The organism is Streptomonospora wellingtoniae (assembly GCF_031845375.1).
Classification (GTDB): domain Bacteria; phylum Actinomycetota; class Actinomycetes; order Streptosporangiales; family Streptosporangiaceae; genus Streptomonospora; species Streptomonospora wellingtoniae.
This window is the reverse complement of the sequence record NZ_JAVREK010000020.1, coordinates 64,422-89,982: the sequence shown is the minus strand read 5'-3', so window position 1 is coordinate 89,982 and position 25,561 is coordinate 64,422. Positions and strand designations below refer to the sequence as shown.

The following is a 25,561-nucleotide window of genomic DNA, read 5'->3' as shown; positions in this document are numbered from 1 at the left end:
CGCCACCCCCGCTCGTCTGCGCAGCCGCCCGCCGATGCGGTGCGGCACTAGGCGGTGAGCTGGCGCTTGACCTCGGCGGCGACGCGGCCGCCCTCGGCACGGCCGGCCACCCGCGGAGTCACCTGCTTCATGACCTGGCCCATGGCCTTGGGGCCCTCGGCGCCGGTCTCGGCGATCACGGCGGCGACCAGGTCGCGCAGCTCGTCGTCGGCGAGTTGCCGGGGCAGGTAGTCGGCGAGCACGTCATTCTCGGCCCGCTCGGCCGCAGCCTGGTCGGTGCGGCCGCCCTCCTCGAACGCGTCGGCGGCCTCGCGGCGCTTCTTGGCCTCACGGGTGATGACGCGGACGACGTCCTCATCGCGGAGCTCGCGCGCCGCCTGGCCGGAGACCTCCTCGGTGGAGATCGCGGTGAGCACGCTGCGCAGTGTGCGGGTGCGGACGTCGTCGCGCGCCTTCATCGCGGCGGTGAGGTCGGTCTGGAGGCGGTCCTTGAGTTCGGCCATGGCGCGATCATACGGCCGCGGTCTGCGGGGCTGCGAGCGTTTTGCGCGGGGCCCGGCGCCAGGGGCCGTTGGGCAACCGGGCGGCCACGCGGTTGGAGTCGGGCTTCCCCGTTGATCTTGTAGCTATCGTCACTGAAAATCGTTTTCCTTCACGATAGCTACAAGATCGACGGGTTTGGGCCCCGCGGCAGATGCCGCGGATGCCGCAGATGCGGGCCCGGCGGCCCGCTCGGCGGGCGCATTCGGTCGCAATGTCTGACACCATCGGAAGTCGGGAGGTGCCGTGACGGTGACGACGATTCGGAAGGCGCTGCGGACGGCCGGACGGGCGGCCGCGGTCACGGGCGCGTTCGGGGTGGCCGGGGTCGTCTACGCCTCGGTGATCGAACGCAACTGGTTCCGGCTGCGCCACTACGAGCTTCCCCTCCTCGACCCGGGCAGCTCCCGGCTACGCGTACTGCACATCTCCGACACGCACCTGACACCCGGTCGGCGCATGCTGCTGGACTGGCTGCGCGGTCTGGAGGCCTACGAACCCGACTTCGTGGTCAACACCGGCGACTCCATCGCTCACCCGGACGCCATAGGGCCGTTCATCTCGGCGCTGGGTCCGCTGTTGGATCGGCCGGGCGCGTTCGTGTTCGGGTCCAACGACCTGTACTCGCCGCAGATCAAGAACCCCGCCCGCTACCTGTGGCGCAGCAGCGGCGCGGACTACGCCAAGCGCAAGATCCCCGACCTGCCCTGGCGCGAGCTGGGCGAGGCGATGAGCGAGCGCGGCTGGCTGGACCTGAACAACCGCAAGGACACGCTCAAGGCCGACGGGCGCGACGTCGCCGTGGCCGGGGTCTCCGACTCCCACATCGGACTCGACCGCTACGACGATGTCGCGGGAACCGCCGACGCCGAGGCCGACCTGCGGGTAGGCGTCCTGCACTCGCCCGAGCCGGCCAACCTCAACCGCTTCGCCGCCGACGGCTACCAACTGCTCCTCGCCGGACACACCCACGGCGGGCAGCTGTGCCTGCCCTTCTACGGCACTCTGGTCACCAACTGCGGCATCGACCGCCGCCGCGCCTGGGGACTGCACCGCTACGCTGGAACCTGGCTGCACGTCTCCGGCGGCCTGGGCACCTCGCCCACGGCCCCCGCGCGTTTCTGCTGTCGGCCCGAGGCGACGCTGCTCGATCTGGTCGCCCGGCAGTAGGCGCACCCGCGGCAGTCGGTCCCGTGCTCGGGACGGCGGGCGGCCGCCTCCGCGCACACGGATCCCCGGGACGCCCCTGACCTCCTCCGGTGCGCGGTAGGAGAATGGGGGCATGTACCGCGAGCGCGAGTCGGCGACCGGAGGGGTCGTGTGGACCGGGGCGGGCGAGGCCGACGGCCTGCACCGGGTGATGCCGGACGGATGCATGGACCTGGTCTGGGACGGCGGCGGACTGCTGGCCGCCGGGCCCGACACCGCCGCGTACTTCGCCGACTGGGGGCCGGGCGCCGTCTACGTCGGCCTGCGGCTGCCGCCGGGCACCGGTCCGGCGGCGCTGGGCGTCCCGGCACACGAGCTGCGGGACCGGCGGGTGCCGCTGGAGGACCTGTGGTCCACGGACGAGGCGCGCAGGCTCGGAGAGAAGGTGGCATTGGCGGCGGACCCGGGCGCGCCCTTGGAGCGGGCGGCCGCCCGGCGGATCGCCGCCAGCGGCGGAACCGATCCCGTGATGCGGGAGGTCGCCGCGCTGCTGGGCGCCGGCGCGTCGGTCGCCCGCGCCGCCGAGACGACGGGGCTGAGCCCGCGTCACCTGCACCGCAGGAGCCTTGCCGCCTTCGGCTACGGCCCCAGGACACTGGGGCGCATCCTCAGGTTCGAGCGCGCCCTCGCGGCGGCGCGGACGGGTACGCCCTTCGCCGAGGTCGCTGCGGCCGCCGGCTACGCCGACCAGGCGCACCTCGCCCGCGAGGCCAGGGAGCTGGCCGGAGACCCGCTGAGCGTGCTCACCGGACGGGCGGGCCGGGCCGGCGGTGCGGGCCGCCCCGTCTCCCGGTAGGCGTCCTTCTGCCCTCCGGGCCCCCTCGGTGCACCGACCGGCATGTCACCCGGCCGCCCGTCCCCGGATCCGCGGGAAGCCGGTTCACTCCAGTGGCGCGAAGAGGTCCACCCAGTGCCCGTCCGGGTCGCAGACGACGGCGTAACGCTGTCCCCACACTGCGTCCCAAGGGCTGCGGAGCCCGGTGTACCCGGCCCCGGTGAGGTCCGCGTAGAGGCCGTCCACGCCTTCGGGGCCGTCGCAGGCGAAGGCGAGCGCCATCCCGCCGCCGGAGGCCGGCTCCCAGTCGGGTACGAAGGACCGCACCGTCTCGACGGTGTCCCACAGGACGCGCAGGCCGCCCGGAAGCTGGACTTCCACATGCGGCATGCTCTCGGCCCCGTCGGGGATGTCCATTCCGATACGGCGGTAGAACGCCAGAGACGCGCCCATGTCGGCGGTGACGATTCCGACCGCGCTGAATGCTGCTGTCATGCGGACGACGCTAGACGAGGCGGCGGCCGCGGTCTTGAAGGTTTCGGTCACGCGCGTCAGCGGGGGCGGATTCCGTCCAGCACCGTAGCCACGATGTCGTCGACCAGCCCGGCAGGAACCTCGGCGGAGCGGCGCGCACCGACCGCCGGGCGGACAGCGGGCAGCGGAGGAAAGACGAGTTCGTGACAGGTGCCCACGAGCATCGTCGCGACGGCCTCGGGACGGGCGCCGGCCTCGACGCGCCCCAGCCGCTGCTCGGCACGCAGGTAGTCGGCCAGCGCGTTGTGCAGGCCCCTGCCGCCGGCCATGGGGTTGGGCAGGTCGGCGAAGCGCTCCAGCACCTTGGGGCGGGCGAACAATCCGTCGAAGGCCGGCAGGACTGCCGTGTGCACCGCGATTCCGCGGCGCAGGTACGCGCGCAGATTCTCCTCGACGGTGCCCGTCCCGGCGACGGGGACCTCCTCGGCCTCGCGCTCGACGCTGAGGACGTGCGCGTACAGCGCGTGGGCGAGGAGTTCCTCCTTGTCGGCGAAGTGGTTGTAGAGGACGCCGGCGGCGACTCCGGCCTGGCGGGCGATGTCGCGCACGGTGATGCCCGCGGCGCCGCGCTCGGCGACCAGGCGCTCGGCGGTGGCCAGCAGGTGCTCGCGCAGGGTGGGCTCGCCCTCCTGGTCGCGAAGCGCGGCGGCTGTTCGGGGTGACATCACTGGGCATCGTAGTGCGGGCCCGGCGGGACCACCTCCTCGGGGAGCCCGAGTACGAAGCCGTGCGCCGCGAGCTCGGTGAGGAACCCGACCGGGTCGACGGCCTGCTCGATGTGGTGCACCCCCGGCGCCAGGCCGGGCAGCCGACCGGCCGCCAGCGCGGCGGCCACTCCGCTCGCCCGGCTCTGCGACCGCCCGCTGAACCAGGCCGTGACCTGCCCCCGGGCGGCGGTCGCCGCGAATCCGTCGCCGCCCGCGTGCACCCGGAGCAGTGCCCGGCGCGCCGCGGCGCGAACGCGCGGACGGCGCAGCAACCGGGCGGCGAAGGGCCGCCGCGCGGCTCCCAGCAGCGGGGTCAGCGCGCGCGTGTCCAGGCACAGGCCGGTCTCGGCCGCCGGTGCGCCGAGAGTCTCGGGCAGCGTGTACTGGTCGCTGAACGGGAAGCGGTAGGCGGTGCGCAAGCCGTAGGGCGGCGGGAAGCGTATCCGCGTGGGAGCGCCGGCCTGCTCCATGCTGTCGAGGATCCAGTCGAGGGCCCCGGCGCCGTGGCGCTCTCCCGCGCCCACCAGCACGCCGATGCGGATCGGCCCTCCGCCCCCGGCGTCGGTGACGCTTCGCGCGAGCAGGTTGGTCACGCCGGGAGCGAGGCCGACGCTGAGCACGGCGGTCGCGCCGCGTTCGCGCGCGAGCCCGTCGAGGGCGGCGACAGCGCGCAGCCGCGGCGCGGACGCCGAGACGTCCAGGTACCCGATGCCGCGCCCCAGGCACGCGCGGGCGACGCGATCCCCGTCCTGCTCTGTGCACATGACCACGGCATCGGTGCCGTCGAGCGCACAGGCGAGCCCGTCGTCGCGGCCGATGTCCGCCCGCAGCGCGCGGACGCCGGGGACGGTGCCCAGCTTGGCCGCGGCGCGGCCGACAGCGACCACCTCGCCCGGGTGGAGGCGCAGGAGCGCCGCGCAGACCTCGCGGCCGACCGCGCCGGAACCGCCGATCACGGTGATCCGTTCCATGGTTGCGTCCCTTTCCGAGGCCGTGTCAAGGGCGCGTTGCCGTGACCAGCCAGGCGGTGCCCCGCAGTCGAACCGCGCCCGATCGAGCGAAGGGGCGCATGGCCGCCTCGGCGGATGCGCGTACTCGGTCGGCGGCGGGATCGCCCGTGCCGACGAGGTGCTGCACAGGCCCCCACCCGCACAGGAACGCGGCCGCGTCCGCGGGGTCGGCGCCCCAGACCTGTTCGGCGTCGACCGGCGCGACGCGCGCACCGCTGAATCCGGCAGCCGCGAGCACCTCGCGGACCCCGTCGGGGTCGGCGAGCGAGGCGGCCCTGCTGACGGGGCCGTCCGCCGCGCCGAGCGGCAGGTGCGGTGCCATCGCGCGGAAGACGTCGGCGAGGTCGTTGCCGGCCGGGTCCCTCAGCGCGAGGAACGCCAGGCGCCCCCCGGGGCGCAGGGCGCGGGCGATATTGGCGAATGCGGCCGCGGGGTCGGCGAAGAACATCACGCCGAAGCGGCTGACGGCGGTGTCGAAGGCCGCCGTCGGGAACGGATGCAGCTGCGCGTCGCCCTGCTCGAACGTGACGTTGGCGAGGCCCTCGTCGGCGGCGAGCCCGCGGGCGCGGGCGAGCATGGGCGCGGACAGGTCGACGCCCAGGGCGTCGCCGCGGTGGGCGGCGCGGGCGGTGCGCCGGGTGATCCCGCCGTTTCCGCAGCCGATGTCGAGCACGCGGTCGTCGGGCCCGATGGCCGCCGCGTGCAGCAGGTGGACGTCGAACCCCCTGTTCACCGCCTCGTAGCGCTCGTGGTGGTCCGCCCAGTGCCGGCCTTCGTAGCCGTTCCAGGCGCGGAGCTGATCGGTGTCGGCGGCCTCGTGCATTGCGGAGCTCCTACGTGCGCTTTTAAAATGAACCCATGTTCATGAACGTTCGTTCATAATGAGCCCGCAGTGGAGCGACTGTCAAGCCCGGGGCCGAGCGGGCGGCTTCAGCGCATGAGAAGGGCCCCGCGCCGTGAGCGGCCGGTCGTCGAGGCCGCCCCGGCGGCAACGGGGCCGGTGTGAAGGAAGGTGCCGGATCAGATCCCGCCGGTCGGCGGCTTGGGCGCGGCGTCGCGCGCCCTGCGGCCGGCGGCCTTGCCAGCCCGCGACGCCGCCTTGCGCGCGTCGCGGGCCGCGTGCCGGACGTCGTGGACCACCTTGGGCGGTCGGCGCCGCGGCTCGGTCGCGGTCAGCACCAGGGCGCCGAGCAGCCCGATGTCCTTGACCGCGGAGTCGCGCCCGGCGGAGTCCCAGACGTTGCCCTGCGCGGCCGCGACCAGCGACGGGACGGCCTGGGCCGCGAGCACGAGGCTGGCCGTGCGCGTCCCCCTTCCGAGCAGCAGCATGGTTCCCGCGCCGACGCCGGCCACGGCCTGGGCGCGCACCACGAGCGCCGGGTTGTCCGGGATCCACGGGCAGGAGGCGTGTACCCGGCTCACCGCCGGTGCGAGCGCCTCGGCCCGCGGGTGCGGATCACGCAGCGTCTCCACCGAGTCGACGATGAACGGGGCTGCGAGCAGGCGTTGAAGCTGTTTGCGTAGGACTCCCATGCTGTCCCGTATACCCGGGAGCGCCCCGGGAACCCCATGAACGAACCGGGCGACTCATATCCGGGCAGGCGCCGGAGCGCGCAGCGGGAGCGCCCGAGGACCGAGTTCGACGTCGGATTCCCGCCAGCACAGGCCGAGTCGCGCGGCCAGGATTTCACGTATGGATCTCAACCTGAAGGACAAGGTCGTCGTCGTCACCGGAGCGAGCAAGGGCATCGGGCTCGCCATCACCCGGGAGCTCGCCGCCCAGGGCGCGCGGGTCGTCGCCGGCAGCCGCACCACCACCCCCGAGCTCGCCGAACTGCGCGAGTCGGCCGGTGTGGCCGTCGTCAGCGCCGACCTCGCCGCGGCCGAGGGGCCCAAGCGCCTCGTCGGAGCGGCGGTGGACCTGCACGGCGGCATCGACGTGCTGGTCAACAACGTCGGCGCGAGCGAGCCCGCCAACGGCATCGCAGGAACGGGCGACGACGCCTGGCAGCGCATCTTCGACGTGAACCTGTTCTCGGTCGTGCGCGCGACGCGCGCGGCCGTTCCCGCGATGACCGGTCGCGAAGGGGCCGCGATCGTCAACATCAGCTCGGTCAACGGCCGCCAGCCGGCGCCGATGATCATGCACTACAGCGCCGCGAAAGCCGCGCTCACCAACCTCGGCCGGTCCCTGGCCGAGGAGCTGGCGCCCAGCGGGATCCGGGTGAACACCGTCTCGCCCGGACCGGTGCGCACACCTCTGTGGACGAACGAGGGGGACGGCTTCGCCAACGTCTTCGCCGAGCAGGCGGGCACCACGGTGGACGACGTGATGGACCGGCTGCTGCCGGAGAGCATGGCCGTCTCGCTGGGGCGGGTGGGCGAGCCGCGGGAGGTCGCGGATCTCACCCTGTTTCTGGCGTCGCCGCGCGCGGCGGGCATCACCGGAGCCGACTACCGCATCGACGGCGGCCTGACGAAGACCGTCTGAGGCGCATCGCCTCCGCGGGCCGGGCCGCCCTGTCGTACGGCCCGGCCCGCGAAGGCGATGGCGGAGTGACAGGGGCGCGCAGCGGGCGGGCGCTCGGCGGCTGCGCGTACCGCGACCGCCGGAAGGCCCGGCCACCGGCCGACCTGGTCACGGCGGTCGCTAGGGTCGAGGGCATGCGTGTACCCAGCGACCGAGAGATCCGCGATCTGCACGCGGAGCACGCCCCGACGCGCGAGGCGTTCGACCTCGTGCACACGCACTGCGCGATCGTCGCGGGCATTGCCGAGCAGCTGCTGTCCCGCCGCCCCGAGGCGGCCGATCCCGATGTCGTGCGCGCCGGCAGCCTGCTGCACGACATCGGCGTCTACCGCCTCTACGACCACGGTGGAAAGCTCGACCACGAGCGCTATGTGCGCCACGGGGTCCTCGGCCGCGACCTGCTCGCCGAACAGGGCTACCCCGACGCCTTGGGCCGGTTCTGCTCCTGCCACACGGGGATGGGCATTACCCGGGAGGACATCAGAGCCCAAGGCCTCCCCGTCCCGCCCGGCGACTACGTCGCCGAGTCGGCCGAGGAGGAGCTCGTCATGTTCGCCGACAAGTTCCACTCCAAGGCCGGCCCCCCGGTGCTCGTCTCACCCGCCACCGCCGCCGCCCGGCTGAGCAGGTTCGGCGCAGAGAAGGAGCTGCGCTTCAAGGCGCTGCTGGCCAAGTACGGCGAGCCCGACCTGCGCCCGTTCCACGAAGCCCACGGGCACGAGGTGGTCTAGCCGCTCGGGCGCGGCCCCGCTACACGGCCGACTCCGGCTGATGTCCGCCGCACTGCCCCGTCCCGGCCCGGACGTCCCGATCAACAGCCCGGACATCCCGGCACTCGGGGCCTCATCGCTTCTTCCTCACGCCGATCGCGATGACGACGACGCCGAAGACCAGGAAGATCAAGGCGCCCCAGATGAACACGGACACCTCGCCGAGTTCAAACCCCCTACTGCTCAGCTCGACAGCGCTGAAGGCCGTCCGACCGCTCGCGAACAAGGCGACTAGACCAATCGCGATATAGAGCCAGCGCGGAATCTCCACAGTCGATCGCCTCTCTCGCAGCGGGACCACCGGCGGTTGCCGTCGGCGCTGCCCGAGTCCTCGCGAACGACAGTGCTCGCACGGATGCCCCCCCGAAAGTATGCATCAGGGGCTATGAAGAGCACACCGCAGGTCCGCCCGCCACGGCCCGCGGCCTGCGGCCCGGGGCCCGGGGCAGCGCGTTTCCCGTTCCGCCGTTGATCTTGTAGCTATCGTGAAGGAAAGCGATTTCCCCTCACGATAGCTACAAGATCAACGAGGCTTCGGCGTGCGCTGCGCGCGCAGCGAGCGCGATCCGCACAGCAGCGCGCACAGCGCGATGGCCGGAACGGTGCCGATCTCATAGCGCAGACCGCACCTATCGCGCGCATCGTCCACGGCGGTGAGCCGTTGGGCTAGGCCGCCGACGGTGGGCTGGGGCGTGGCAGACTGGTGGGGCAACGGAGTTCCTGTGGATCCGGAGAGTGAGCGCTTTTCATCGTGTTTCGCGTAGTTGAAGGACCAGCACCGCGCGGGCGATCTCGGTGGCGCGGTGCGGGCAGCACCGCAGGCGGCGCAGGATCCGCCAGCTCTTGAGCTGGGCCATCGCGCGTTCGCCCGGGCTGCGCAGGCGGGCGTGGGTGCGGTTGGCCTCCTTCTTCCACTCGGGCTTGTTGCGCCCCTTGAACGGGTGAGCACCGCCGGCGAATAGCCCGCATACCCCTTGTCGCCCAGCCCGAGCAGGCCGGCGGCCGCGATCCGCTTCCCGATGCGCCACACCCGTGCGGCGCGGGTGTCGTGCACGGCGCCCGGCAGCGCACCGGAGACCCACACGGGATCACCGTTCGGTGTGGCGACGACCTGGGCGTTCATCCCGTGGTGGCGGTGCTTTCCCGAGTAGAAGGGGCGATCGGCCGCCAGCCGGTCGCAGGCGATGAGCGTGCCGTCGAGAATCACGTGGCCCCAGCCCTCTCTGCTGACGCGGCGCAGCCCCTGTTCCAGGCTCGGGGCCTGGTCGGCCAGGAGGCGGGTGGTCTCGGTGACGTAGCGCCAGGCGGTGGTGGTGCCCACGTCGAATCCGGCCCCGATCTCGGCGAAGGGTTCGCCTTTGTGCAGGTGAACGAGGACAAGAAGGGCCTGCTGGGCCGGATCGAGGCGGCGCCATGGTGACCCGATGGCGCGGCGGTGGTCGCGGATGGTGCGTGCGGCCAGGTTGAGCGTTCGGCGTGACAACGGCAGCGCAGCGGGATAGAACAGCATGTGGAGCCTCTGGTGATAGCGGTGATCGTGGTTGACCACCCGTCTACCAGGGGCTTCTTTCTGCTCTCAGGCCATCGCTGGAGTCGGTACACGCCTGTGACCTGGTCTCTCAGGATGAAAATGACTCAGTGATGTCCCCGCGCTTCTACAGGAGCTCCGTTGTTGTATGTCGGCCGATCACCGCGATCGTCATGCTTGTGTGACCTGCGTGAAGCCGTGACCAGATCACCAACCCCCGAATGCGCTAATCGCTGGAGGTGCCGTTATAGAATTCCACTTCTATCCTCACTCTCTTGAGTCGGCAAATACTCAAAAGGACAAAGTTATCAGCTACACGAGCAAGATAAAGAAGGCGCGAAATAGAGGAAATGGCAACGGGGTCGAAGGAGTGCAGAGTGCCTGGTTCTGGTAGCAGTTCTGAAAATACTAGTTCAAGCGTAAGCGGGCTAGTTGCACGCTTGGTTGAGTTGGTGCAAGGTCGGGTCGGAGGTGCCACGGTATTCAACAATGGCTGCTCGGTGAGTGAGCTTGAGCGCATCAAGCATGCTTTCGGTACGCTCTTTCCGAGGGACTATCAAGAATTCCTCAAGCGTGTTAATGGCCAACCAGAATGCGGAGAGGTAAAATTCCCGCCGGACCAGCTCACCTTTCTGTCGGTCGAAGAAATTGCCTCGCTGTGGGAAGAGCAGCTAAGGTTCCGCGACGACGGGCTTTTCCATGACTTCGTAGGTAACGGGAAAGTGCGCAGTGTGCTTTTCCATCCAGGCCGGATCCCAATTGCGCAGTATCAAGATGGTGGGGCCTGTCTGTGGATCGATACCATCCCTGGGCCAAATGGCCTAGTAGGGCAAATTGTCTTCAACTTCACCGAGGTTGACCTCGCGGTTGTCGAAGACAATTTCACCGCGCTTCTCGGTCGGTATGTGCACTTCTTGGAGAGTGGAGTGGCCTCCGTGCTGCGGGTGCCTCACGAGTATGGCGAAGGGTTTTGGTTCGAGTCTGGTGGTCGTTACATGGACTTCTCTGTCTACGAAGAAGCTAAGACTATCGACTCCGTCTGACGTCGATGGCAAGTGGCTCGTAGTGAATTCGTAGGTAGTAGCCTTTGCGTTTGGCACGCGCCGAGCTGGCCGCCGTCCGCTCCGCCGAGGAGACCGAGGAGTCCGGGGGTGGTCGGTGATGCTGCGCAGCTCCAAGGCGGGCGCCGACCAGGTCCAGCCCACGGCGCCGGTACCCGCCCAGACCATCCGGTTCACCACGCCCGTGGTCGAGACGCCGGGCGTCCTCCTCCTGACCGGCTGGCTCTGGCGCATCCTGCGGGCCCTGGTCCTGCTGCCTCTCCAGTTCCCCGTCTCGGTCGCCGCTGTAGTCGTCTCGGTAGGCGCCTACCTCGCCTTCGGCTGGCTCGGACCGGGCGCTTCACGCGGGGACGGCGCAGGTGTGGGCGATCGATCGCAAGCGTATGGAACTGTCTTTCGAGCGTGCTCTGTTCGCCCGGTATGCGGATGCGGCCGACGAGGCTGTTGAGCTCCTGGAGGCGGCGGTTGCGGCAATGCAGGAACGCGCCGAGCGCCACGCCGGACGCCAACGCGTCCACGTCTCCTCGGTGCGTGATCCGTTCGCGGTGGTGGTGCTGGACGAGGTGGATTGGCGAATGCGCGACTTCAACAACGCGCGCAAGGACGCGGGGCTCGACGGCATCGGGCTGACGCCGCACAAGCTGCGGCACACGGCCGCGTCCCTGGCGATCGCCGCCGGCGCGGACGTGAAGGTGGTTCAGCAGATGCTCGGCCACACGACGGCGACCATGACCCTCGATACCTACGGCCACCTGTTCCCGGACCGGCTCGACGAGGTGGCCGACGCCGTGGACGCCGGACGGATGAAGGCTGCTGCAGCGCGAGCGGAGCACGGGGGCGCCGCTGCGCGTGTGCAGTGAATGTGCATCAGCGCTCGCGCGGCCTGATTCTCCGCACATGCGAAACGGGTGCCCACCTGGGTGGACACCCGTTCACCTGTCGGGGTGGCGGGATTTGAACCCACGACCTCTTCGTCCCGAACATAGGATCATCGGATCTATATCTTCCTGGCATGCTGAGTGCCTGCCAACGCCTTTTCCATGGGCGTCTACTGGCGCCCCCCGGAGTCCACAACACTTGGCTTCCTGATTGGCTTCCTCAGACGGCCACTGACGGGCGGCTTCCCGTCCCCAACCCATTCCCCGCGACACGTCCCACTAAGGCCCTGTCGACCATCTCAGCGCCTCGTTGTTGATCACTCGCATCACATGCCAACATGAGGGAAGCTACCCTACCCCTGAAAAGCCCCGTTCCCGCAACGCAGAACTTGCAGAACCAGCAAAAGTCCCGACTCACCCCGCCAGAGCGCTAGCTCCGTCCACCGCAGAACGTCGGAAAACCTCTACTGGCGTCTGCATAACCTTGGATCCAGCAGGCCACTACTGAGGTTGCGCGGTGGCACTCTTCGGTTCTGCTGAGGTTCCGCGGCCAACCGATAAGCACGTCACAGCTGGTCAACCGAGAACCGCAGGTTGTGCAAGTTATGCGACGCCCCCGTGCGGACGCCGGCAGGAAAGCGCAACGAACAACCAAGACAAGGCATAATCCGTGTCAAACTCACTGAAACGCGATTTCATCGAATTACGACACTTTGACACATACAATATAGCGGCGATTGCGGATGGTGTTGTCAGCAACCAATTCGTCTACCTCAGGAACCTCGAAGAGATATTCGGCGACCAAGGCATACTAGGGTTTGTCAAGCCCTTCAAAAAAAGAAGCGCCCTTCATTTGTTCCTTGAAGAAATTATTCTTCGAATTTTTGACGAGGACTTTACAGGAGAAATCAACCTCGGCACCAGCGCCACCCAAGTAGGAGTACTTCCAATCGAGATCGCCTTTGAAAAGCATGGAATCGACTACGAGACCTTTGATCAGTTCAGAGAGAGGACGGGCCTACCACCTCTTTCCGGAGACTACGTCCGTGCCCTAATGAGGATCCAGGCGAGCACCGCCTCTGACGATGATCATAGATTTGCGGATCTCCCTAATGAGTACAGCGATTATTGGGAAGAGCTCACGATAACTTCCGCTTTAGATAGACTGCTTCAACAAATGGCGGAAGAGGTGTTTTTCATCCTCTTCATCAATCGTGAATTCCTTGAGAATTTCAACCGAATGATGGCCGTTTACGTAAGCGACGTAGACTTCCCTGAACTTCCGTCTCATGGAGACCGATATCTACTTTGCCACTTCAGGAATGAAGGGGGACGTCTACGCCGGAAGCCAATCCCGAGCTGGGTTAGACGGGCCGTTGAGTTCCGCGACAGAGGTCTTTGCACATATTGCCAAAAAGATCTGAGTTCACTAAGGAGCCCATTAAATATGTCCAACTTTGATCATATTGTTCCGTTGAGCCTGGGCGGATTGAACGACGTATCGAACATCCAACTACTTTGCCAGGCCTGCAACCTGGAGAAGAGTGACAGGCCAGCACGAACCGGAAAGTACTATCAAAGATGGTTCCCAAGAGAACATGACGACGAATCATCTTGGCAATGAGGTCGTGAACTGCTGGCTCACACGCGTATTGATTCCTATGAAATAAGGGTCGTTCCGTCGTGCACGCGAACGAACGGACCGCCCTCGGCAAAAGCATCGGTGATGCGCACGGCGCGCGCTTCCGGCGCTGCCTTGATAGCTTCAGCGACGGGCAACCATGAGAGCGCGGTTGCCTCCTCGGTGGTCTGCTCGGATCCGCCGATCGGTTCGCATAGGAACGCCAGCGAGACCACCGCTAGTTGCATGTTCTTGTAGACACCCACTAGGCGGAGCGGGCGCACTTTGACGCCGGTCTCCTCCAGCACCTCACGTACGACACCCTGTTCCGGAGTCTCATGCCGCTCTAGGACTCCGCCGGGCGGGACCCAGCGTCCATCATCGGCGCGCTTGATCACCAGGACTCTGCCGTCCTGACGCACCACGACACCGGTCACGCTGACGCTGTGCTGCGGGGTCTCGTCATTCATGTGCTAACCCTCCTGGCGCCAGCTGTACGAAAGCCGCCACTGAAGCGCGGCGAGCACGTTGAGGCACGTCTCAACGGGCCGGTCTTCAGCGTCGAAGGCGGTACGGAGCACCGCGAACACCGGCTGCCCATGGGCGATGTTGAGGAACTGCGCTTCCTCGTCTTCAGCCCCGCGGACCTCGATGTCTTCGGTGAAGCGCACCGGGCCGAATCCGCGTTCCGCTATCCGGGCGTACATGCCGCTCGGACCGGTGTCCGGCATGGCGATGTCTACGCTGCCGGCGACCGTCATGGGGATATAGCTGGTGGCAAGCTGCACCGGCTTGTCTTCCGCGAACATGTGGCGCTTGCGGATCAAGGTCTCATCCGACTCGCCGAGGCGAAGAACTTCCGCGATGTCCGCCGGCGGAACGACCGCCTCACACTGGACAAGCTTGGTGGTCGGCTTCACGCCGGCCTTGCCGAGTTCGTCCGCGTACGTGCTGCCGCTCGGTTCGCTCCGGTAGTCCTTGTCGATGCGGCGCACCCGCTTGACGGTGGGCAGCTCCAGCACGACCGAGCCCCGCCCGTGCTCGGTACGAATCCAGCCTTCCGCCTGCAGCATCGCCATGGCGCGACTGATCGAGCTTTGGTTGAGGTCGTATCGACGGGCAAGCTCCGGTTGGCTGGGCAGCGTCTCGCCAGGCGGGTAGACGCCGCGCCGGATCTCCTCACGCAGCAGCTCAGCGACTTGCTTGTAGCGGGCGCGGGGGGCTTCCAGGCCGCTCATGGCCTCACCTTCCGACATATGTGAACTCTCCTCTACGGTAGCCGCTCTGAAGGCGCCACCCCGGTGACGTGCCAGGACACGACACCACAGAGAACATATGACATAAGTCTTGACGCTTATGCAATAAGTTCCGTACCGTCAGTCCTGTAGCCGCCAACCGGTTGCTCCGCTCCATAGCCGCCGGCGGAGCGACCCGACGCCAGGAGTTCTCTATGAAGCTCACCCTCGCGGACATCGAGCGAGAGCTGCTCGCCCAACCGCGGGCGTGCGGGGAACAGCCGGACCTGTTCTTCGAGCCCGACGCGCCGGAGTCCAAGGCCGCCCGCACGATGCGAGAGCAGTCCGCCGCGATGCTCTGCGGCGATTGCCCGGTGCGCCGGCTGTGCCTCGCCTACGCCGTCCGACTCCGCCCCGAGTACGGCATCTGGTCCGGTCACACCGCCGAGGAGATCGCCGCCGTCTCCGAGATTCACGGGGAGGTGGCCTAAGCCATGTGGCAGTTCACCCGCACTCGCCCGATCACCGAGCCCGACCACTTGAGCGACGCCGTCGCCGAGGTGCGCACCGAGCTGGGGCGCGCCGACTCCAAAGCGTCGATGCTGCTGGCCCTGGCCGGTGCAGGCGTGGCCGTGGTCGCCTCCACCGACCTGATCACCGGCACCGAGCCCGCCACCTGGATCGTGCGCGGCGGGCTGGCGCTCCTGGTCGGTGCGGTGGTGGTGCTGCTGTCGACGGTGCGCCCCAAGCTGGCCGGCGCCCCGTTCATGCGCGCCAACGCCGCGGGCTGGCGCCCGGAGACCCCCGAGGAACGGATGGCCAACCTCGCTTCAGTGGCCGCGGCCAAGTTCCGCCACATCCGCCTGGCCGTCGACCTGACCGCCGCCGGTGTGATCGCCATCGGCGCCGGCGTCGCGCTGGCGGGGGTGGCCTGATGGACGCGCTCGCCTACATCGCCGCCGGGGTGCTGCTCACCCTCGCCGCCGCCCACCTGCTGCGCACGGCGCGGCGCCGCTGGCGCCGCCTCCGTTCGCGCCTTCGCCGACAGATGGTGACGCGCACCGTGGCGCGAACTCGCCGCCCCGCCGCATCGGCGCGCAAGCGCCGCTGAGCCCTGATGTTCACGCGGCCCCGGCGCATAGCCGCCAAGCACACCGCCGGGACCGCACCCCTCGTGGAAGGAGCCTCTTCAATGTCGCACACCACCAAGGACCTGGTGGCCGGTGGCGGCCTGTGGCCGCTGCTGGCGCTGCTGGGGCTGGTCCTGGCCGTAGCGCTGCTGCGCACCGTCTCGCTCCCGCTGGCCATCGCGTCGCTGGCGCTGGACACCCTCGCCGACCTCGCCGCCGCCCACCTCACCCACCCGATTGGCACCACCGCGGGGAGGGCCGCCTGATGGGACTGGTTCTCACGATCCTCGCCACGGTCATCACCGTCGCTGTTCTGGCTATGGCCGTCCACCTGATCCGCGCCACCCGCCGGGAAGAGCGCGCCGCGCTGGCGCGCGCCCGCCAGCGGCGGGAGGTGCGCCGATGAACGCCGCACCGAACCGGCTCAGCGGCGGACAGCGCGCCGCGGTGGTGCTGGCGGTGGCCGGCATGGTCGCCGTGGGCGCCTATGGGCTGGTGATCAGCTACGTCACCGTCAAGGAACTCGCCCTTGACCTGGCGATGCCGCTACCCGCCGTATTCCCGCTGGGTATCGAGGGCGGCTTGGTCGCCGTGCTGGCCATGGACTTGGTGCTCACGTGGGTGGGTCGCCCGATCGGTTGGCTGCGCCAGATTGCCCGCCTGTTCTCCGGCGCGGCCATCGGCATCAACGTGGCCGCGGGCTGGGAGCACGGGGTGTTGGCGATGGTCATGCACGCGCTGGCCCCGATCATTTTGATCACCGGGGTTGAGGCTCTGCGCACTCACCTGTTGCGCCTGGTGGCCGAAGGCGACCCGCACCGGCGCGAGCCGATCCCGCGGGCGCGCTGGCTGCTGGCGCCGCGCTCCACACTGGCGCTGTGGCGCCGGATGGTGCTCTGGCAGGTACCGCGCTACTCCGAAGCGCTCGATGCCGACCTGGACCGCCGCGAGATCGTGCACGCACTTGCGCGTGAGTTCGGACGCGGCTGGGCCAAGGACATCCCCGCCGATGTCGCCTACCGGCTGAAGGCGGGGGTGCGGCTGGGTGAGGCGATCGAGCGAGCGCGCACCATCCTCGCCGAACGCCACCCCACCGAAGCCGACGCCGCCGCGCTCGGTTGGCTCGACCCCGACGCCACCCTGCGTGTGGCGCTGGCGCCCACCGGTGAAGGCCAGACCGCCGCGGCAGTAGCGCCCGGTGAAGCCACTGACCCGGCTGCGCTGTCCGCCGCCGGTGAGGCTTACCGGTCTGCACCGGCCTGGCCGATCGAGCCGCCGGCGGGCGCGCGGGAGCTGCCCGTGGTCGGCCGGTGCATGGCCGCCCACCACCGCGCCCCGAAGCCGCGGCGATCGAAGGCCACCCAGCCGAAACAGCGCCGCGCCGATGCGGGCCGCAGCGTCGCCGCGACCGCCCGTACGGCGTCGCCGGTGCGGCGCACCACCGAGGAGCGCGCCCGCGAACTGGATCGGCTGATCGGCGCCGGTGACCTCACCGAGGACGCCTCGATCAACCGCATCCGTCAAGCGCTGCGCACCTCACCGGAGAACGCCGTCAAGGCGCGCGACTGGCGCCACGCGAACCTCACCGGTGAATCCACCTCCGCCCCCGATCCCCTCTCCACTGCTGTCGAGCAGGAGGCCGCGTGATGGACGAGACCACCCCCACCCCGAACCCGACGTCCGACAACGCGCCCGAGGCCGGCGCCCGCGTGGTCGACCTCGACACCCGCCGCGCCGAACGCGCCGAGGACACCCAGCCCGCGGACAACTCCGCCACTGACGTGTCGAGTGGTGAGGCGACCGGGGCCGACGCGAGCGGACCCGATGATGGCGTGCTTTCGGGCACGGTGCTGCGCGTCGACCCGCCATCCGCCGAGGGCGGCAACTGGCTGGCCGAACTGGCCGAGCGCGACCGCACGCGGCGCCCGATCGTGCCCGAGTGGGCGAAGTCGCGCGCCGAGGCCGAGGCGACGCTGAAGTGGCTGGCCGCCTTCTACGCTCGCGTGTGGGCCTACCAGGCCACCCGCTCGCCCAAGTACGTGCTCAAGCTGACCGGGCGCGCCCCGCGCGGGCTGGCTCGCACCCTGTCGACCTTCACCCGCTGGGTCTTCGACTGGGAAGGCGAGCCCGCACGCGTCACCGCCGTGCAGCGCAACGACCCCGAGACCTACCTCAAGCTCTCGCGCCAGCGCGACGCCCGCGTGCGTGCCCGCCTGATCATCGCCGTGCTCGCACTCGTGACACTGCTGGTGGCGGGCATTCTCGTTGCCACCGCGCCCACCTGGGCGCAATGGGCCACCCTGGCCGGACTCATCTGCCTACTGGGCTGGCTGGGCGCGCCGGCCGACCGGCCGCTCATCGATCGCGCGGTACTGCCCACCCAGGTGCAACGGCTGGACTCCGACATCGTCACCCGTGCGCTGGGCGCGCTGGGCATCGCCGAGATCAACAAGGCGCGCAAGGGCGGGGCCGATGGCATCACCTTCCCCGCACCGATCACGCGCGACGGTCCGGGCTGGCGCGCCGAGGTCGACCTTCCGCACGGCGTGACCGTGACCGACGTGGTGGACCGGCGCGACCGGTTGGCATCCGGGTTGCGGCGCCCGCTGGGCTGTGTGTGGCCCGAGCCCGTCAACGAAGAGCACCCCGGGCGGCTGGTGATCTGGGTGGGCGATCGCGAGATGAGCAAGGCCAAGCAACCCGCGTGGCCGCTCGCCAAGACGGGCGCCGCGGACCTGTTCAAGCCCATCCCCTTCGGCCACGATCAGCGCGGACGGCTGATCAGCCTGCTGCTGATGTTCGACAACGTGCTGATCGGCGCCATGCCCCGGCAGGGCAAGACGTTCGCTCTGCGGGTATTGGTGCTGGCCGCCGCCTTGGACGTGCTCGCCGAGCTGCGCGTCTTCGAGCTGAAGGGCACCGGAGACCTGTCGATCGCCCAACCCGTCGCCCACCGCTACGGCTCGGGCGCCGATGACGACACGATCGCCGCGTGTGTGACCAACCTGCGTGAGCTGCACAAGGAGTTGGAGCGCCGCGCCAAGACGATCGCGTCGCTGCCCAAGGACATGTGCCCGGAGAACAAGGTCACCCCGGAGCTGGCCGCTAAGAAGTCCCTTGGCCTGCACCCGTTGGTGCTGGCCGTCGATGAGTGCCAGGAACTGTTCTCCCACGACACCTACGGCGAAGAGGCCGGCAAGCTCGCCGAGGCGATCATCAAGCGCGGTCCGGCGATGGGGATCATCCTGATCCTGGCCACCCAGCGGCCCGACGCCAAGTCCCTTCCCACCGGGGTGAGCGCCAACGTCGGTATCCGGCTGTGCCTGCGCGTGATGGGCCAGCTCGAAAACGACATGGTGCTGGGCACGTCGGCCTACAAGAACGGCATCCGCGCTACCACCTTCACCGCCAAGGACAAGGGGATCGGTTACCTGCTCGGTGCCGCCGACGATCCCCAGATCGTGCGATCGGCCTACATCGACGCGCCCACCGCCGAGGCGATCGCCGAACGCGCCCGTGCCGCCCGCCAGGCCGCGGGACGGCTCACGGGGCAGGCGATCGGCCAGGCGCCCGAGGAGGCGCCGGCGGGGCCGGACCTGCTCGATGACCTGCTGGCCGTGATCCCTGCTGGGGAGGCCAAGGCGTGGTCGCACGTCGTGGTCGACCGGTTGGCCGAACTGCGCCCCGAGACCTACGGCGCTTGGGCCGAGCAGGAGAACGACGCGAAGGCGTCGGCTCTGTCGGCCGCGCTCAAGCCCCACGGCATCCGCACCGTCCAGGTGGCGCGCCGCGTGGACGGCCGCACCGTCAATAACCGCGGCGTCGACCGGTCTGAAGTCGCCACCGCGGTTACCGAACGCGACCGAACCCGTTCCGCCGGATAGGCCGCCAGGATCGCTAGCGCTAGCACCTCGACCCGCTAGCGCTAGCACCCCGGCTAGCACCCCGAATCGCTTTTGAACAGGACGTTAGTGCGCTAGCGCCACCAGAGCACACACGCCCGCAACCACCCGAAAAGGCCGCCATGGCACCCCTCGCGCTCCTGCTAGCACTGTCCCTGATCGTCGTCACCCTCGGTTACGCGGGGATGTGTGCGGCGTCCCCGTTCGGCCCGTGCCGCCGGTGCGTTGGCGCCCGCCCGACCTCGCGGCGGCTGTGCCACCGGTGCCACGGCACCGGGCTGCAGTCCCGTATGGGCTGGCGGCTCGTGACCTACCTGCAGCGCCTCAACCGCGACAGCACCCGCTGAGACCACACACCAAGCGAAGGAGCCGCCGCCATGCCCGAGGATTCGCGCTTCACGTTCGGCCTGATCGCCGACGTCACCACCGTGCTGGAGAGCCACGGCTACCACCGTCCCGACGATGCCAGCGGGAACCGCGCTCTCGGTTCCGCCGTGGCAACGCTGGCTCGGCTGTGCGCCGACTACGAAGGCCGCGACGTCACCGATAACACCGCCGACCACTACGGAGAGGAGCCCACCGCATGAAGGCCAAGCGCTACCTGAGCTGGGTCGTCCTGGCCCTGCTCGTCTACTGGATCGTTGCCCACCCAACCGAAGCCGCTGCCAGCGCGCGCGGACTGGCCGCCGGCCTGGCGGGCGCCGCCGAGGCGATCGCCACCTTCGTCAACGCCCTGGGCTGACCGCCACCCGACCGAACGCACGAAAGCGGCCCCGATGCATAGCCGCCAAGCAACCACCGGGGCCGCACTCCGGAAAGGAGCGTCTTCCATCATGCCGCAGTACCTCGACCCCTACGGGCAGCGCTACGGCCTGCAGACCTACCCCTGGGGAGTCGCCTGGATCGTCGATGACGACCTGGCGACCAAGAAGCAGCTCGCCGCCATGGGCTTGCGACCGGCCGGACAGGAACCGGCCGCACAGCTCATGTGGCGCTCGCGCCGCGCCAAGGCGGGACACCCGCGCACCGCGCTGCTCTACCGCATCAGCCAGGCCAAGCCCAAGCGCGAGATCACCGCCGCCATGACGGCATCGCTGCAGCGGGCCATGCGTGCGCGCCGCACCTGCCCCACCTGTGGCCTGGTGTTCGTCTACTGCCTGCCCACCTCGCTCGGGGAGTGCCCCAACTGCGCCGAGGGCACCACGCCCGAGTCCTGGGAGCTGGAAGGAGCGGCCGCATGAGCACCGACCGACCGCGCCTGTTGGACCTCTACTGCTGCGCCGGCGGCGCCACCAGTGGCTACCAAGATGTCGGATTCCACGTAACCGGGGTCGACATCGACCCTCAACCCAACTATGTGGGCGACGCATTCCACCAGGGCGATGCCATCGCCTTCGTCGCCGAACACGGCCACACCTTCGACCTGATCCACGCATCCCCGCCGTGCCAGGCCGGATGCACGCTGACAGCCGGCACCAACCACGGCCGGAACTACCCCCAGCTCATCCCGGCCACCCGCGCGGCGTTGCAGGCCACTAAGCGGCCCTGGGTGATGGAGAACCCGCCCGGACGCGCACCGATACGGCGTGATCTGTTGCTGTGCGGCGAGATGTTCGGCCTTGCCGTCCTCCGCCACCGCGTATTCGAGCTGGGCGGGCTGAGCCTGCCCCAACCGGCCCACCCGGCCCACCGCGGCCGGGTAGCCGGGATGCGGCACGGCCGCTGGTACAGCGGCCCCTACTTCGCCGTCTACGGCCAAGGCGGCGGCAAGGGCTCGGTTGCCGATTGGCAGCACGCCATGGGCATCGACTGGACCCCGGTCCGTCGAGAGCTGGCCGAAGCCATCCCACCCGCCTACACCCGTCACATCGGCGCGGCCCTGGCGGGGCTGCTCATCGGGAAGGAGGCCACCGCCGCATGAGCACCACCGACGTACTGCCGTTCGTGCTCGCCGCCGCCCGCCGGGGCTGGCATGTGTTCCCCCTGGCCTACGGCACCAAGCGGCCCGACCGCCGGTTCCGGGACTGGGAGCGCCACGCCACCAACGAGGCCGACCGCATCCGCGCGTTCTGGGGCCGCGGCCGATTCAACTACGGCATCGCCACCGGACCGTCTCGGCTGGTGGTGGTCGACCTGGACACTCCCAAGCCGGGTAGTGAGCCGCCACCGGAGTGGCAGCGGCCCGGCATCACCGAGGGCGCCGACGTGTTCGCCGCCCTCGCCGAGGAGCACCAAGCGGAACTGCCGCTGGACACCTTCAGTGTGCGCACCCGCCGCGGCGGGCTGCACCTGTACTACGCACGCCCCGAGGGTTCGGCGTACCGCAACACCACCGGAAAGCTGGGCTGGCTCATCGACACGCGCGCCCGCGGCGGCTACGTGGTCGGCCCCGGCTCCCACGTCGCCGACGAGGACGGCGCTGGCACCTACGCCGTGGAGAACCCCGCGCCCGTAGGGCCGCTGCCCGACTGGATCGCACGGCGGCTTCCCGCTCTCGAACCGGTCCGCATCACCTCGGGCCAGGTAAACGCCATGCTGGCCAACCATCCGCATGCCGCGGGCTACGCGGCCGCGGCCTTGCGCGGGGAAGTCGACCGGGTACTGGCCACCCGCCGCGGCCACCGCAACCACACGCTCAACGCTGCCGCTTTCGCCCTCGGGCAACTCGTAGGCGGGGGGCTGCTGCCCAAGCACCTCGCCGAAGACGCGTTGACCGCCGCCGGGCGGCAAGCCGGTTTGGGCGCCAACGAGAGCGAAGCGACCGTGCGCAGCGGGATTCAAGCCGGGCTGCGCGAACCCCGCGGGGGTGCGGCGTGAGCAGCGCCGAGGACATCCTCAACGGCCTGAACGCTGATGGGGTGCTGGCCGACCTGCACGGCCAGCACCCCACCACCCAGCCCGAGCCTGCCCAGTGGGAGGCGCCCGTCCCGCTGGGCACCACGCGGCGCTTGCCCGCCTTCCCCACCGAGGAGCTGCCCGACTGGGTCGCCGCCATGGTGGCCGGCATCGCCGAGGAAACCCAGACACCCGCGGACCTGGCGGGCTGCATCAGCCTGGCGGCGCTGTCCACCGCCGCCGGCGGGCGCGCTCTGGTCCAGGTGCGCGGCACCTACACCGAGCCCGTCAACCTGTTCACCGTGGTCGCCATGCCCCCGGCATCGCGCAAGTCCGCGGTCTTCCGCGCGATGTGCGCGCCCCTGCTGCAGGCGGAAAAGGACCTGGCCGAACGCATCCGCCCGCAGATCACCGAGGCCAAGCTCGCTCGTGAACTCGCCGCCAGCGCCGCGGAGAAGGCCAAGCAGCAGGCCGCGGCCAGCAACGGCGCGCCGGACAAGCTCGCCGAGGCCAGCGACGCGGCGGTGGCCATCGACCAGATCAAGGTTCCCGTAGAACCTCAACTGGTGGCCGACGACGTGACCCCGGAGACCGCCGCGAGCATCCTCACCGAACAGGGCGGACGCCTGGCCGTGCTCAGCGCGGAAGGCGGGATCTTCCAGATCCTGGCCGGGCGCTACTCGGGCACTCCCAACTTCGACCTGTTCCTGAAAGGCCATGCCGGCGACATGTTGCGCGTGGACCGCAAGGGCCGCGCCGCCGAACACGTCGACTCCGCCATATTGACGCTCGGGCTTGCGGTGCAGCCCGAGGTCATCACCGAGATCGCCACAGGTCCGGGCTTTCGCGGTAAGGGCCTCTTGGGCCGGTTCCTCTACGCGCTGCCCGAGAGCAACGTGGGCCGCCGCAAGGTCGACCCCGACCCCTGCCCCGATGACGTGGTGCGCTCGTACGGCGAGCGGCTGCAGCGCATGGTGAACGCGCTGTTCGACTGGCAAGACGACCCGATCCGCCTGCAGCTCTCGCCTGAGGCCGACCAGCAGCGCATCGACTACGCCGCGGCGATCGAACCGCGCCTACACGCCCAGACCGGCGACCTGGGCCACGTAGCCGACTGGGCGGGCAAGTCCGTGGGCGCCATCGTGCGTATGGCCGGTCTGATCCACCTGGCCGCCAACCCGGTCGACGGCTACCGCCAGCCGATCAGCGGGGAAACGATGGCCGCCGCGGTGCGGCTGGGCGAGTACTTCACCGCGCACGCCCTGGCCGCCTTCGACCACATGGGCGCCGACCCCGAGGCCGAAAAGGCGCAGCTCGTCAAAGACTGGCTGTCGCGGAAGAAACCAACCCGCTTCACGGTGCGGGAAGCATTCAACGGGCTACCCCGCGGAACCTTCCGCAAAGTCGCCGACCTCCAACCCGCTCTGGAACTCCTCGAATCCCACGGATGGATTCGAGCGGAACCCCGACCCGTACCCAGCGCGAAAGGGGGACGCCCACCTTCGCCAGCCTATGAAGTACACCCCGAACTGCTCGGAGCACACAGCGGCCCCGGTGCATAGCCGCCAAGCAACCACCGAGGCCGCCCTAGGAAAGGAGCCCTCACACCATGGCATCGGACGCCACCAAGGCTCTCTACAAGGTCACCGAAGCAGCGGAAGTCCTCTCCCTGAGCCGCGCCGAACTCTATGAGCAGATGGCCGCGGGCCGCCTGCGGTTCGTCAAGGTGGGCCGTGCCCGCCGCGTGCCCGCCGGCGCCATAGCCGACTTCGTGGCGCTGCTTGAGCAGGAATCGCAAGTAGCCGCCTAGCGACCCGCGCGGCAGCGCTCCGGCGCTGCCGCGCCCGTTCACAGCCCCCGCACAAGGGAAGATCCGATGTCTGACGAGAAGAAGAAGCGCGCTGCGCACGGTGACGACTCAATTTACTGGGTCGAGTCCAAGAACCGCTATGTCGGCGCCATCTCCATGGGATTCACCCCAGCCGGAAAGCGCCGTAGGTACACCAGGATGGGGAGGACCAAGACCGAGGTCCGGACCAAGCTCCGAGAGCTGCGCCAAGAGTTGGAAACGGGGGTCCGCGCGCCGACGAACTACACCGTTGGCGATGCCGTAGAGGACTTCCTCAAGCGCGGACTGAAGAAGCGATCGGCGAACACGGTGGCCAAGTGCCGTCACCTTGCGGACAAGCACATCTATCCGGCCTTGGGCAAGGCCAAGCTGAAGGACCTTACCGCCGACGACGTTGACGATTGGCTTGAGGACAAGGCCGATGAACTCGCCACACGGACGCTCCGCGAGCTACACGCTGTGCTTCGCCGCGCCATCGCCTTCGCCCAACGCCGGGACAAGGTGCTCCGCAACGTCGCCGAACTGGTGACCACGCCAGACGGGAAGGAGGGCCGACCGAGCAAGGCGCTGACGCTGGCACAGGCCACGGCAGTCCTCGCCGCCGCGCGGGGCACCCAGCTTCACGCCTATGTGGTGCTCTCGCTGCTCATCGGCGTACGGACCGAAGAAGCCCGCGCACTGGAGTGGCGCCACGTCCACCTTGAGCCGCCGGCAGGAGCGCCGCCGCACGTCGAGGTCTGGCGATCCGTCCGCGAAGGCGGCGACACCAAAACCAGGAAGAGCCGCCGCACGCTGGCGCTGCCGCCCCAGGTCGTCACGGCGCTCAAGGAGCACAAGGCCAGGCAGGACGACCAGCGCGCCGCGGCCGGCGCGCACTGGCAGGAACACGACCTGGTGTTCTGCAGTCACGTCGGCACCGAGCTGGACGCCGCCAACGTCCGCCGCGGCTTCCGGGCGATCGTGAAGCGAGCCAAGATCGGCGGTACGTGGACGCCGCGCGAGCTGCGGCACAGCTTCGTATCCCTGATGTCGGAGAAAGGCGTGCCGCTGGAGGCCATCGCCCGACTCGTCGGGCACAGCACCACCAGCACGACGGAACTCGTCTACCGCAAGGAACTGCGCCCGGTCATCACCGAGGGGGCCGAGGCCATGGGGGAGCTGTTCAACCAAGGCCAGAACGACCCCGATTGACCGCGGCCACGGAAGCCGAATGGCTTCCAGTTTGGCTTCCTCACGCGAAAAGGCCGGTCCGTGTGGACCGGCCTTTTCCCTGGTCGGGGTGGCGGGATTTGAACCCACGACCTCTTCGTCCCGAACGAAGCGCGCTACCAAGCTGCGCTACACCCCGTTTGCGCCGAGGAACAGTCTAGCGGACGTGCGGGCGTGGTCGCACACGTTCGGGGACGGCGGCGAGGCCGGGTGGACGGGTGGGGGTGGTGGGGCGAGG

33 protein-coding genes, 1 tRNA gene and 1 pseudogene are annotated in these 25,561 nt (G+C 69.4%); 23 read left to right on the top strand and 12 right to left on the bottom strand.

The features are described from left to right. Positions 1–47 precede the first annotated feature (47 nt). Positions 48–503, bottom strand: coding sequence for a GatB/YqeY domain-containing protein (locus tag RM446_RS18010; protein ID WP_311546508.1), 456 nt, complete (start codon positions 501–503; stop codon positions 48–50). 289 nt (positions 504–792) lie between these two features. Here RM446_RS18010 and RM446_RS18005 point away from each other — a divergent pair, with 289 nt between their 5' ends. Further along, positions 793–1,710: a metallophosphoesterase gene (locus RM446_RS18005; RefSeq protein WP_311546507.1), complete on the top strand. Its 918-nt coding sequence runs from the start codon at positions 793–795 to the stop codon at positions 1,708–1,710. A 112-nt stretch (positions 1,711–1,822) separates the two neighbouring features. Next, a complete protein-coding gene (locus tag RM446_RS18000; protein WP_311546506.1) occupies positions 1,823–2,545 on the top strand; it encodes a helix-turn-helix domain-containing protein in 723 nt (240 codons plus the stop codon). Positions 2,546–2,629: 84 nt separating this feature from the next. Here RM446_RS18000 and RM446_RS17995 read toward each other — a convergent pair whose 3' ends face one another. The 5 genes from RM446_RS17995 to RM446_RS17975 all read right to left on the bottom strand — a co-directional run bounded on the left by RM446_RS17995 (position 2,630) and on the right by RM446_RS17975 (position 6,308). Next, positions 2,630–3,019, bottom strand: coding sequence for a VOC family protein (locus RM446_RS17995; RefSeq protein WP_311546505.1), 390 nt, complete (start codon positions 3,017–3,019; stop codon positions 2,630–2,632). A gap of 56 nt (positions 3,020–3,075) precedes the next feature. Next, positions 3,076–3,723 carry a TetR/AcrR family transcriptional regulator gene (locus tag RM446_RS17990; RefSeq protein WP_311546504.1) on the bottom strand — a complete coding sequence of 216 codons (648 nt, stop codon included), beginning with the start codon at positions 3,721–3,723 and terminating at the stop codon, positions 3,076–3,078. Continuing rightward, on the bottom strand, positions 3,723–4,736 hold the full coding sequence (locus RM446_RS17985) for an NAD(P)H-binding protein (RefSeq protein ID WP_311546503.1): 1,014 nt from the start codon (positions 4,734–4,736) through the stop codon (positions 3,723–3,725). The genes RM446_RS17990 and RM446_RS17985 overlap by 1 nt, the downstream gene beginning before the upstream one ends. Before the next feature lie 25 nt (positions 4,737–4,761). Next, positions 4,762–5,598: a class I SAM-dependent methyltransferase gene (locus RM446_RS17980; RefSeq protein WP_311546502.1), complete on the bottom strand. Its 837-nt coding sequence runs from the start codon at positions 5,596–5,598 to the stop codon at positions 4,762–4,764. Positions 5,599–5,795: 197 nt separating this feature from the next. Beyond that, positions 5,796–6,308, bottom strand: a complete 513-nt coding sequence (locus tag RM446_RS17975; RefSeq protein WP_311546501.1) for a DoxX family protein — start codon at positions 6,306–6,308, stop codon at positions 5,796–5,798. Between the two features lie 160 nt (positions 6,309–6,468). Here RM446_RS17975 and RM446_RS17970 point away from each other — a divergent pair, with 160 nt between their 5' ends. Next, positions 6,469–7,266: an SDR family NAD(P)-dependent oxidoreductase gene (locus RM446_RS17970; RefSeq protein ID WP_311546500.1), complete on the top strand. Its 798-nt coding sequence runs from the start codon at positions 6,469–6,471 to the stop codon at positions 7,264–7,266. Positions 7,267–7,439: 173 nt separating this feature from the next. After that, entirely contained in the window at positions 7,440–8,036 is a 597-nt protein-coding gene (locus RM446_RS17965; RefSeq protein ID WP_311546499.1) for an HD domain-containing protein, read from the top strand. 112 nt (positions 8,037–8,148) lie between these two features. On the opposite strand, the gene RM446_RS17960 is transcribed toward RM446_RS17965, so the two are convergent. The 3 genes and pseudogenes from RM446_RS17960 to RM446_RS17950 form a co-directional block, all read right to left on the bottom strand. Further along, positions 8,149–8,346 (bottom strand): hypothetical protein, encoded by a 198-nt coding sequence (locus tag RM446_RS17960; protein ID WP_311546498.1) that lies wholly within the window; start codon positions 8,344–8,346, stop codon positions 8,149–8,151. Positions 8,347–8,598: 252 nt separating this feature from the next. Beyond that, complete coding sequence (locus tag RM446_RS17955; protein ID WP_311546497.1) at positions 8,599–8,787, bottom strand: hypothetical protein; 189 nt, start codon at positions 8,785–8,787, stop codon at positions 8,599–8,601. A gap of 34 nt (positions 8,788–8,821) precedes the next feature. Continuing rightward, positions 8,822–9,585, bottom strand: a pseudogene (locus tag RM446_RS17950) (transposase family protein). Positions 9,586–10,103: 518 nt separating this feature from the next. On the opposite strand from RM446_RS17950, the gene RM446_RS17945 reads away from it, so the two are divergent. From RM446_RS17945 to RM446_RS17935, 3 genes are all read left to right on the top strand, one after another. Then, positions 10,104–10,646: an SMI1/KNR4 family protein gene (locus RM446_RS17945; protein ID WP_311546496.1), complete on the top strand. Its 543-nt coding sequence runs from the start codon at positions 10,104–10,106 to the stop codon at positions 10,644–10,646. A 377-nt stretch (positions 10,647–11,023) separates the two neighbouring features. Then, positions 11,024–11,524: a tyrosine-type recombinase/integrase gene (locus tag RM446_RS17940; RefSeq protein ID WP_311546495.1), complete on the top strand. Its 501-nt coding sequence runs from the start codon at positions 11,024–11,026 to the stop codon at positions 11,522–11,524. Between the two features lie 688 nt (positions 11,525–12,212). Then, positions 12,213–13,166, top strand: a complete 954-nt coding sequence (locus tag RM446_RS17935) for an HNH endonuclease (RefSeq protein WP_311546494.1) — start codon at positions 12,213–12,215, stop codon at positions 13,164–13,166. A gap of 35 nt (positions 13,167–13,201) precedes the next feature. Here RM446_RS17935 and RM446_RS17930 read toward each other — a convergent pair whose 3' ends face one another. Both RM446_RS17930 and RM446_RS17925 read right to left on the bottom strand, forming a co-directional pair. Then, complete coding sequence (locus RM446_RS17930) at positions 13,202–13,633, bottom strand: NUDIX hydrolase (RefSeq protein WP_311546493.1); 432 nt, start codon at positions 13,631–13,633, stop codon at positions 13,202–13,204. 3 nt (positions 13,634–13,636) lie between these two features. Further along, entirely contained in the window at positions 13,637–14,401 is a 765-nt protein-coding gene (locus RM446_RS17925; RefSeq protein ID WP_311546492.1) for a GntR family transcriptional regulator, read from the bottom strand. Between the two features lie 212 nt (positions 14,402–14,613). Here RM446_RS17925 and RM446_RS17920 point away from each other — a divergent pair, with 212 nt between their 5' ends. The 16 genes from RM446_RS17920 to RM446_RS17845 all read left to right on the top strand — a co-directional run bounded on the left by RM446_RS17920 (position 14,614) and on the right by RM446_RS17845 (position 25,305). Continuing rightward, positions 14,614–14,889 (top strand): WhiB family transcriptional regulator, encoded by a 276-nt coding sequence (locus RM446_RS17920; RefSeq protein ID WP_311546491.1) that lies wholly within the window; start codon positions 14,614–14,616, stop codon positions 14,887–14,889. A 3-nt stretch (positions 14,890–14,892) separates the two neighbouring features. Then, complete coding sequence (locus RM446_RS17915) at positions 14,893–15,333, top strand: hypothetical protein (protein ID WP_311546490.1); 441 nt, start codon at positions 14,893–14,895, stop codon at positions 15,331–15,333. Beyond that, positions 15,333–15,509 carry a hypothetical protein gene (locus tag RM446_RS17910; RefSeq protein WP_311546489.1) on the top strand — a complete coding sequence of 59 codons (177 nt, stop codon included), beginning with the start codon at positions 15,333–15,335 and terminating at the stop codon, positions 15,507–15,509. Before RM446_RS17915 ends, RM446_RS17910 begins: the two co-directional genes overlap by 1 nt. Positions 15,510–15,590: 81 nt before the next feature. Then, on the top strand, positions 15,591–15,794 hold the full coding sequence (locus RM446_RS17905; protein WP_311546488.1) for a hypothetical protein: 204 nt from the start codon (positions 15,591–15,593) through the stop codon (positions 15,792–15,794). Further along, positions 15,794–15,934, top strand: coding sequence for a hypothetical protein (locus tag RM446_RS17900; protein WP_311546487.1), 141 nt, complete (start codon positions 15,794–15,796; stop codon positions 15,932–15,934). The genes RM446_RS17905 and RM446_RS17900 overlap by 1 nt, the downstream gene beginning before the upstream one ends. Beyond that, on the top strand, positions 15,931–17,175 hold the full coding sequence (locus tag RM446_RS17895) for a DUF2637 domain-containing protein (RefSeq protein ID WP_311546486.1): 1,245 nt from the start codon (positions 15,931–15,933) through the stop codon (positions 17,173–17,175). Before RM446_RS17900 ends, RM446_RS17895 begins: the two co-directional genes overlap by 4 nt. Continuing rightward, on the top strand, positions 17,175–19,412 hold the full coding sequence (locus RM446_RS17890) for an FtsK/SpoIIIE domain-containing protein (protein WP_311546485.1): 2,238 nt from the start codon (positions 17,175–17,177) through the stop codon (positions 19,410–19,412). Before RM446_RS17895 ends, RM446_RS17890 begins: the two co-directional genes overlap by 1 nt. Positions 19,413–19,552: 140 nt before the next feature. Beyond that, the gene (locus tag RM446_RS17885) at positions 19,553–19,777 is read left to right on the top strand and encodes a hypothetical protein (protein WP_311546484.1); all 225 of its coding nucleotides are present in this window, start codon (positions 19,553–19,555) and stop codon (positions 19,775–19,777) included. 30 nt (positions 19,778–19,807) lie between these two features. After that, positions 19,808–20,017 carry a hypothetical protein gene (locus tag RM446_RS17880; protein ID WP_311546483.1) on the top strand — a complete coding sequence of 70 codons (210 nt, stop codon included), beginning with the start codon at positions 19,808–19,810 and terminating at the stop codon, positions 20,015–20,017. Beyond that, on the top strand, positions 20,014–20,172 hold the full coding sequence (locus RM446_RS17875) for a hypothetical protein (protein ID WP_311546482.1): 159 nt from the start codon (positions 20,014–20,016) through the stop codon (positions 20,170–20,172). Before RM446_RS17880 ends, RM446_RS17875 begins: the two co-directional genes overlap by 4 nt. Positions 20,173–20,263: 91 nt before the next feature. Further along, positions 20,264–20,671: an RRQRL motif-containing zinc-binding protein gene (locus tag RM446_RS17870; RefSeq protein ID WP_311546481.1), complete on the top strand. Its 408-nt coding sequence runs from the start codon at positions 20,264–20,266 to the stop codon at positions 20,669–20,671. Beyond that, positions 20,668–21,351: a DNA cytosine methyltransferase gene (locus RM446_RS17865; RefSeq protein WP_311546480.1), complete on the top strand. Its 684-nt coding sequence runs from the start codon at positions 20,668–20,670 to the stop codon at positions 21,349–21,351. Before RM446_RS17870 ends, RM446_RS17865 begins: the two co-directional genes overlap by 4 nt. Beyond that, entirely contained in the window at positions 21,348–22,247 is a 900-nt protein-coding gene (locus tag RM446_RS17860) for a bifunctional DNA primase/polymerase (RefSeq protein WP_311546479.1), read from the top strand. Before RM446_RS17865 ends, RM446_RS17860 begins: the two co-directional genes overlap by 4 nt. Beyond that, positions 22,244–23,827, top strand: coding sequence for a YfjI family protein (locus tag RM446_RS17855; protein WP_311546478.1), 1,584 nt, complete (start codon positions 22,244–22,246; stop codon positions 23,825–23,827). The genes RM446_RS17860 and RM446_RS17855 overlap by 4 nt, the downstream gene beginning before the upstream one ends. 47 nt (positions 23,828–23,874) lie before the next feature. Continuing rightward, a complete protein-coding gene (locus RM446_RS17850) occupies positions 23,875–24,075 on the top strand; it encodes a helix-turn-helix domain-containing protein (protein WP_311546477.1) in 201 nt (66 codons plus the stop codon). A 66-nt stretch (positions 24,076–24,141) separates the two neighbouring features. Beyond that, entirely contained in the window at positions 24,142–25,305 is a 1,164-nt protein-coding gene (locus RM446_RS17845; protein ID WP_311546476.1) for a tyrosine-type recombinase/integrase, read from the top strand. 80 nt (positions 25,306–25,385) lie between these two features. Here the strand turns inward: RM446_RS17845 and RM446_RS17840 are convergent. Beyond that, positions 25,386–25,462: transfer RNA gene (locus tag RM446_RS17840), tRNA-Pro, on the bottom strand. Between the last annotated feature and the right edge of the window lie 99 nt (positions 25,463–25,561).